Below are 4,531 nucleotides of genomic sequence, written 5' to 3'. Positions count from 1 at the left end.
CCCTCGCCCCGTTCCCCACCCCGGAAAATCGAAAGACCCCGATGTGCCACCGCCTTAGAGTGCCGACCATGGCACTCGCCCGCGTCGTCCTCGCCTCCGGCCGCTCGGTCGACCTCTCCGAACTGCGGATGTCGTCGACGTACGGCGGACTGCTCGAGGGGTATCCCTGCAAGCCCCTCAACGACCGCACGATCGACCGGCTGCTCCGGTCCGCCGGACAAGCCTTCGCCGGAGCCCCCGTCCACCTGGTCCCGCCCCTGCGCGAGTACCCCGACCAGTACGCGGGCGCCTTCGGCCCCGTGGAGGTGCTGCCCGCCGTGACGTGCGTCGGCAGCTTCCGCTCCGAGGCGCTCGACCCGGCCCACGACCGCGCGCTGTACCGCTCCCGCCTCACCGTCGTCTGGTTCCAGACCGCCCCGCGCGTACCGTCGGGCTGCGACGCGGAGCCCGCGCTGCGGGACCTGCCCTGGGAACGGCTGGCCGAGGACGAGGAACTCTGACCCACCCTCCCGCACCGCAGAAGGACACCGCATGAGCACCCCCGCCCCCACCACCCGGACCGGCCTGCTGCGCTGGCAGTTCGAGCTGACCTGGTCCCTGTTCGAGTACCACCTCGAGCGGCTGGAGCCGGAGGACTTCCTGTGGGAGCCCGCGGCCCACTGCTGGACGGTGCGCCGGTCCCCGGAGGGCGCCTGGGTGCCGGACTGGGCGGAGACCGAGCCCGATCCCGTCCCCGTGCCCACCGTCGCCTGGGTGAGCTGGCACATCGGCTGGTGGTGGAGCGTGGCCCTCGACCACGCGCGGGGGCACCGCCCCCGGGAGCGGACCGACGTCACCTGGCCCGGTGAGGGAGCACCGACCGTACGGTGGCTGCGCGGGCTGCGCACGGAATGGCTCGCGGCCCTGGACGACCTCACCGACGCCGATCTGGACGCCACGGCCCCGTTCCCCTGGCCGGACGATCCGGCGTACACCGTGGCCCACATGCTCGCCTGGGTGAACGCCGAGCTGATGAAGAACGCCGCGGAGATCGGCCACCTGCGCCTGCTGCGGGCGGCCTCGTAGCTCCGGACCGGCCGTGTCGTGGGGCACGGGGTGACGGGGGCGCGCGATGATGCACACGTATGGGGTGACGTCAGTCCGGACGTCGCCACACGTACGGGTGAGCGTCGGACCGGATCGCCCGGGTACGGAGCCGCCGGCCCACTGTCCGCGGAAAACCGGTTCCGATGACGGTCCGGGAGGCGAAAACGCCTGGTCGAAGGGGCTTTCCGGGAAAGAGGTCCGCGCCGTGGAAGGCGTGCGCGGACACCTTCCACCAGCGGCGTGCGCGTGTCTACACCGCCCCAAACGTCCTGATTGTTCAGAATGTTGCCCACTGCCCCAGTTGAAACTATGAAGTTTCGTTGCCGAGGAGCATGACATGCAGGTTCGCAGGTGGCTCCCAGACCAGCCCACCCGTATCGGTCGGCACGACTGGCCGGACGAGGGGGACAACGGAACGCACATGCGACTGCGGGCCGGCTCCATCGTGGTACTGGACCGGCAGGCGTGGCGGATCCTGGAGATCAACGGCTACCCGAGCGACCGGTGGCCGGACTCCTACGAGAAGGCCTGGCGCGACCACGTGGAGCTGTGGTGGCACGCCAACGAACTGCGACGGGCCAACAACCAGACGGTCAAACCTGCCCCCGAGCGGGCCGAGTTCTACAAGCGCCCGGTGGTGCTGGTGCTGCGCAACGAGAACCTGCCCCGCTCCGCGCCGAAGCACTGGTGCGCTCCCGCCAGCCACGACTGGCGGGTCCTCCCCGAGCACCACGCCGTCTGCCGCGCCTGCGGTGAGCTGCCGCCCTGCCACCACGGGGAGTACCGCTGGGAGGGCGGCCCCCGCTGGCCGGAGCAGAACGGCGGCATCCCGCTCATGGTGCCGGAGGGCTGCTGCATGGGGTGCGCCGAGCCGATCAGGCCGCGGGTGCGGACCGTGCGCTTCCCGGGGCCGAACCTCTGGTACCCCGACCTGGGGGAGGACACGGCCGTCTTCCACGCCCGCGCCTCCTGCGCCGACCAGGTCGACTGCTACCGCATGCAGTGGCAGACCGAGTACAACCCGCGTCCCGCCGCGCGCCCCGCCACCCTCGCGTTCCCGGGTTTCGAGCACTTCGTCCTCCCCCGGACGCGTCACGCCCCGGACGTGCCCGCCCACGACCCGCGGGCCTCCCGGGACCCGCATCCCGCGCAGCCCGCGCATCCCGTGCAGCCCGCGCAATCCATGCAGTCCGTGCAGCCCGCGCAGTCCGCGTCGGCGCGGCCGGGGGAGGAGGAATGCACCTCCGTGACCGGTGACTTCGGCGCCTTCCCCGCCCCGTTCGACGGGCACCGGAAGGAGCCGGGGAACGACTCGTCCCCGACCGGTCCGTCGGCACCGGCCGCGCCCGAGCCGCCGCACCGGCCGGCCCCCGCGGCCACCGGCGCACCCGCGGCGGACCCGGTGGCACCGGCGCCTCCTCCCGCGGCCGAGGCGCCCGCTCCCGCCGCCGAGAGCGTCGGGTCGGCCCTCCGGTCGGCGCAGGAACTGGACCTGGCCCTGGCGGGAGGCCCGGCCTTCCACAACGCGGAGCAGGCGGCCCGGGTGATCGAGGAACTCACCGCCGCGGTCCGGAACATCGCCCTCTGCCTGAACAACCCGGCCGCCCGCGAACGCTCCTGAACCACGGACGGCCAGGCGGTGGGCCGGCGGGGGACGCCCCCGCGCCGAAGGGGCACGCCTCCCTGAGGCGCACCCCTTCCGACCTGCCCTTAAGCCGCCATCGAGGGCGGCCGCCGTCATGGCTGGGGCATGCCGTCGTCCCGTCGGCGACCGCCCGGGCCCTGGCTCACCGCCATCACGAGGAAACCGGTCAGCAGAAGCCCGCCGCCCGTCAAGGTCCCCCACTGCCGGAGGCCGATGTCGTCGACCACCAGCCCGAAGACCAGCTGGCAGCACAGGGCGACGGCCACCACCAGCTGGCCCCACCCGTAGAGGCGCACACGGTGCACCGGACGCCGGTTCCCGGGAAACACCCAGCCCCGGGCGACGGCCGCCACTCCCGAAGCGGCGATGAGCGACGCCGCCGACACCAGGAACACAGCGATGCAGAGCCGCACGGCTCCCCCTCTCCGCGCACCGGATCCGCACCGAACGCTCCGTGATCATGGCACCCGCCCCACTCCGCGTCCACGCCCCCGCGCGGCCACGACCTACCCGCAGAGGACGCGGTGGTCTGCGCGCACCCCGTCCGTGTCCCCGTCCGTGTCTCCGTCCGTGCCCCTGCCCGGGCCCGGTCGAGCGGGAACCCGCGGGAGGACGCGGCGCCCGGCGGACAGCGCACAGCACAACGGCCCCTGACCGTATGACCGGGTCAGGGGCCGTTCTCGCTGCTCTCAACGCGGAGGCGGTGGGATTTGAACCCACGGTGACATCGCTGCCACGACGGTTTTCAAGACCGTTCCCTTAGGCCGCTCGGGCACGCCTCCCCGCGCCGGCCGGTGATCGGCGGCGCGGGGACAAGGGTAACGGGTCCGGTGCCCGTGGGTGGGGTCAGCTGTCGCCGACGCGGGAGCCCAGGGTGAGTTCCGTGGTGCGCTCCTTGCCGCCGCGCTCGTAGGTGATCGTGACCTTGTCGCCCGGCTTGTGGGTCCAGATCTCGCCGATCAGGGTCGGGCCGGAGTCGATCACCCGGTCGTCGAGCTTGGTGATGACGTCACCGGGCTTCAGACCGGCCTTGGCGGCGGGGCCGCCGGGTTCGACCGCGGCGGAGCCGCCGGCGCCCTGCTCGGTGATCTTCGCGCCGCCCGACGTCTCCTCCAGGGAGACCGACGCGCCGATCTTGGCGTACACCGGCTTGCCCGTCCTGATCAGCTCCTGGGCGACGAACTTGGCCTGGTTGATCGGGATGGCGAAGCCCAGGCCGATCGAACCGGCCTGCCCCGTGCCGAAGCCGCCGTTGCCGGTGGACTGGATCGCGGAGTTGATGCCGATGACGTTGCCCTGCGCGTCCAGCAGCGGCCCGCCGGAGTTGCCCGGGTTGATGGACGCGTCGGTCTGCAGGGCGCTCATGTACGACGCCTGGCTGCCGGTGCCGTCGCTGGAGGCCACCGGGCGGTTCTTCGCGCTGATGATGCCCGTCGTCACCGTGTTGGACAGGCCGAAGGGCGCGCCGATCGCGATCGTCGAGTCGCCGACGGCCACCTCGTCGGAGTTGCCCAGGGGGAGCGGCTTCAGGTCCCCGGGAGCGTTCTTGAGCTTGATGACCGCGACGTCGTAGCCCTGGGCGTGGCCGACCACCTCGGCGCCGTACTTCTTGCCGTTCGGGAAGGTCGCCGAGAGCCTGCCGCCCTCGACGGCGTCCGCCACCACGTGGTTGTTGGTGACGATGTGGCCCTGGGTGTCGAAGACGAAGCCCGTGCCGGTGCCGCCCTCGCCGCTGCTGCTCTCGGCCTCGATGGTGACCGTGCTGGGCAGCGCCTTGGCGGCCACGGCGGCGACCGTGCC

The 4,531-nt window shown here is 72.6% G+C and carries 5 protein-coding genes and 1 tRNA gene; 3 read left to right on the top strand and 3 right to left on the bottom strand.

Annotated features, from left to right (window positions below; all coding sequences use genetic code 11):
- The first annotated feature begins 68 nt into the window (after window positions 1-68).
- From B7L92_RS06475 to B7L92_RS06465, 3 genes are all read left to right on the top strand, one after another.
- Window positions 69-500: a hypothetical protein gene (locus B7L92_RS06475; RefSeq protein WP_081236507.1), complete on the top strand. Its 432-nt coding sequence runs from the start codon at window positions 69-71 to the stop codon at window positions 498-500.
- 31 nt (window positions 501-531) lie between these two features.
- Window positions 532-1,065: a DinB family protein gene (locus B7L92_RS06470; protein WP_081236506.1), complete on the top strand. Its 534-nt coding sequence runs from the start codon at window positions 532-534 to the stop codon at window positions 1,063-1,065.
- A 358-nt stretch (window positions 1,066-1,423) separates the two neighbouring features.
- Window positions 1,424-2,707, top strand: a complete 1,284-nt coding sequence (locus tag B7L92_RS06465) for a hypothetical protein (protein WP_081236505.1) — start codon at window positions 1,424-1,426, stop codon at window positions 2,705-2,707.
- 116 nt (window positions 2,708-2,823) lie between these two features.
- Here B7L92_RS06465 and B7L92_RS06460 read toward each other — a convergent pair whose 3' ends face one another.
- From B7L92_RS06460 to B7L92_RS06450, 3 genes are all read right to left on the bottom strand, one after another.
- Window positions 2,824-3,144, bottom strand: coding sequence for a hypothetical protein (locus B7L92_RS06460; protein WP_081236504.1), 321 nt, complete (start codon window positions 3,142-3,144; stop codon window positions 2,824-2,826).
- A gap of 282 nt (window positions 3,145-3,426) precedes the next feature.
- Window positions 3,427-3,513 (bottom strand) — tRNA-Ser (locus B7L92_RS06455).
- 64 nt (window positions 3,514-3,577) lie between these two features.
- A partial coding sequence (locus tag B7L92_RS06450) for a S1C family serine protease (RefSeq protein WP_143626249.1) occupies window positions 3,578-4,531 on the bottom strand: 954 nt, incomplete at its 5' end.

The sequence above is a fragment of the Streptomyces viridosporus genome, from assembly GCF_002078235.1.
Classification (GTDB): domain Bacteria; phylum Actinomycetota; class Actinomycetes; order Streptomycetales; family Streptomycetaceae; genus Streptomyces; species Streptomyces viridosporus.
This window is presented reverse-complemented; position numbering and strand designations above follow the sequence as displayed.